General features: G+C 34.8%; 4 protein-coding genes and 1 pseudogene. All 5 read right to left on the bottom strand.

Annotated features, from left to right (window positions below):
- Positions 1-110 (bottom strand): annotated as a pseudogene (locus tag BGI33_RS03210) (RHS repeat protein); the annotation flags it as partial.
- Positions 111-363: 253 nt separating this feature from the next.
- Entirely contained in the window at positions 364-957 is a 594-nt protein-coding gene (locus BGI33_RS03205; protein ID WP_065610589.1) for a hypothetical protein, read from the bottom strand.
- 3 nt (positions 958-960) lie between these two features.
- Positions 961-1,713 (bottom strand): RHS repeat-associated core domain-containing protein, encoded by a 753-nt coding sequence (locus BGI33_RS13950; protein ID WP_180298959.1) that lies wholly within the window; start codon positions 1,711-1,713, stop codon positions 961-963.
- A gap of 138 nt (positions 1,714-1,851) precedes the next feature.
- Positions 1,852-2,145 carry a hypothetical protein gene (locus BGI33_RS03195; protein WP_025315306.1) on the bottom strand — a complete coding sequence of 98 codons (294 nt, stop codon included), beginning with the start codon at positions 2,143-2,145 and terminating at the stop codon, positions 1,852-1,854.
- A gap of 7 nt (positions 2,146-2,152) precedes the next feature.
- The coding region (locus BGI33_RS03190; RefSeq protein ID WP_144235345.1) for an RHS repeat-associated core domain-containing protein at positions 2,153-2,662 on the bottom strand (510 nt) is incomplete at its 5' end.

The raw sequence follows: 2,662 nt of genomic DNA, 5'->3' as shown, positions 1-2,662 counted from the left end.
TTTATCTGGTGCAGGTGGCCGGAACCGTAATACAGGCTGTTGATGGTGCGCCCATCCGGCAGGGTGGTGGCGATGCGGTTGCCCAGTGGGTCGTAAGTAACTCTAGTTGTAGTTTTAAATCTATTTAGAAGAATTTATTATTCGCATCGTGATCAGTCGCATCACCACCTGTACCAGTAATTGATGTCATATTATCAACAGTCCAAAATCATCAATTAGGACTAGTAGTTATCTATATAGTCCTACTTCTACTTTCCATCTATCAAATTATCAAACGCTAAAATAAGATAATGATCGGGCTGGATGTAAGTCTGTATTATGACGATAAAATTAAAGGTTATAGACAAATTTTTGCTATTTAATTTACGTTTGAACTAGCTCATAAAATTCTAAAAATGAATGATCAAAATCAAGTGATAATATTTTATTTTTAAGTCTTTCTGAAATAATAATATTAAATGCCCCATCCCATTCATTTAAACAAAATGCATCTAAATGTTTAGGAATTTTATTTTCGTGGATAGCTGGTTTTAGAAAAAAACGCCCACGTTTTGATTCCCATTCTTTTGGAACATAGCCTGATGGCCATAAGTCTATTTCAGATAAATCCCAGTTAACACAATCAACACATTCAAAAGGGTACATTATTAAATATGCTTTTTCTGGCTTCTCACTATCAGAAATAGGAATTAATTTAACACCATTACCCGATATATTGTTTATCCTATTAATTTTACTATCAAAAAGGAGATATTTAGCTCCAATTGTACTTATTGGTGAGAAATAACCATCCCTTAATTTTTTAAAAAAAAGTTTTTTGTTTGTAGGTATTTTTATTAAAGACAAAAAATCAACGGGAATTACATTACCTCCATCATCAATCAACTCATCACGTGGAATAATACATCCTCTCCACTTTTTGCTGTTAACATTTGGATTTAGTTTAAAGTATTTCATTTATTAGTCACTCTTAGTTAATATTTTATTTAACCATGAATTTGGGGTCACAGCTTCTTTACCAAGTTCTGCTAAAGCTTCTTTAAATGCTTCTGGACTTTTATCACTAGCTTGTTTTAAACGTTTATATATTTCTTGATGCATTTCTTCTGGGTGTGGACCTTTATGTCCTGGAACATCTATTTTATTTAATGGATCATTAAGAACATCTTTTCGCCAATTTCCATTCTTAAATTTACCCAGTCCATTCTTTTTAAATAGGTCTCTAAATAGATCAGACCAATAAGAGTGTTTGTTTGTGGCAAGATGATGGGTCGGCGCACAAGCAGAAAGTCCCAACGGATCAATCCAAGTCAACCCATTAGGCGCATACTGATACAGATTCAATCCGCCAGCCAAACCAATCGGGTCTGGCTGAGTAAATCTACCTATATCCGGATCATAATACCTGAAAGTATTGTAATGTAAGCCGGTTTCTCTGTCTAAATATTGTCCCTGATATCTGAGGTTTTGCTCTACTGATTCGTGCTCAATTTCATGAATCCGCTTTCCCCATAGCTGAAAGCTGCATTCCCAAAGTATTTTACCGTTTGCATCGGTAAGTTCTTCCGGACAGCCGTTCAGGTCGGTGTGGAAGTACATTACCCTTTCTGGGTCATTACCTCGTTTATCTATCCGCGCCAGTGGTTCGTAGCTGTTCTGATCTGTATAGATATATAGGCTGGTAGGATAATTCGGGCCGGTTTCCTGAATCATTCTTAAGCCGTCCCATAGAAAGCGGGTACGGTTGTACGGTTAACCTTCGCGGTCTAACTTCCGTTTTTCAATGCATCTGCCAAGGGCGTCATAGTGTTAGTACCATTAGTCATCCTGATTTAATTTCAGTTTTTCTTTTTAACTTAGAAATATTTTTTCAATATATTCGCTTACTTTTGAATTAATATTACTTATATACTCCATGTCTTCATAAGAACCAAAGTTTAAAGCACCTTCTAAATTGTCATGCAGGACTAAAAGATTATATGCTAATTCCTTTGAAATAAAATTTTTTTCTTTATAATTAGTTACCATCTCATCCAGTGAAGTATAGAGATCATTCATTGTTTGTTCATCTAACTTATCTAGTAATCTAATTTTTTCAACTACACCGATAATCTTTTCATTAACATCAGAATTTATAATTTTCATAAAATACCTAATTAATTAGTTTTATTGCATTTGCTGGAATAGGTGCGTCAAATAGCACCTCCGAAGAACCTTTAGCTAATCGTCTTGCAAATTGATTACCTAAGAGGTCAAGACCTTTAGTAGAAGATATATCAATTGCCCCACCCGAAATTTTACTCAAGTCTATTTCAACTATTCTATTTCCAGTTTTACTAGCCCATTTTTCAGCGATACTTAAATCTTTGGTTGCAGATATAAACTGAGATGGAGAACGACTTCCTGATGTTACATGTCCTGCAACCGTTTTTATATTATTTGGGTTTAGTGAAAACAATCCAGAAGATATGTTTTCATCTTGTCTAATAACTCTATAGACTTTACCACTTTTTATACGATCAAACTCACTTACTTTAGCACATGGTGCTAATCCTAATGGATCAATCCACATTAGAGAATTAAATGCATACTGATACAGATTAAACCCACCCAGCAACCCAATCGGGTCTGGCTGGGTAAATCTACCTATATCCGGATCATA

The sequence above is a fragment of the Snodgrassella alvi genome (assembly GCF_002777425.1).
Taxonomy (GTDB): domain Bacteria; phylum Pseudomonadota; class Gammaproteobacteria; order Burkholderiales; family Neisseriaceae; genus Snodgrassella; species Snodgrassella alvi_B.
Note: the sequence above shows the minus strand (reverse complement) of the source record. Positions and strands in the feature narration are given on the sequence as shown.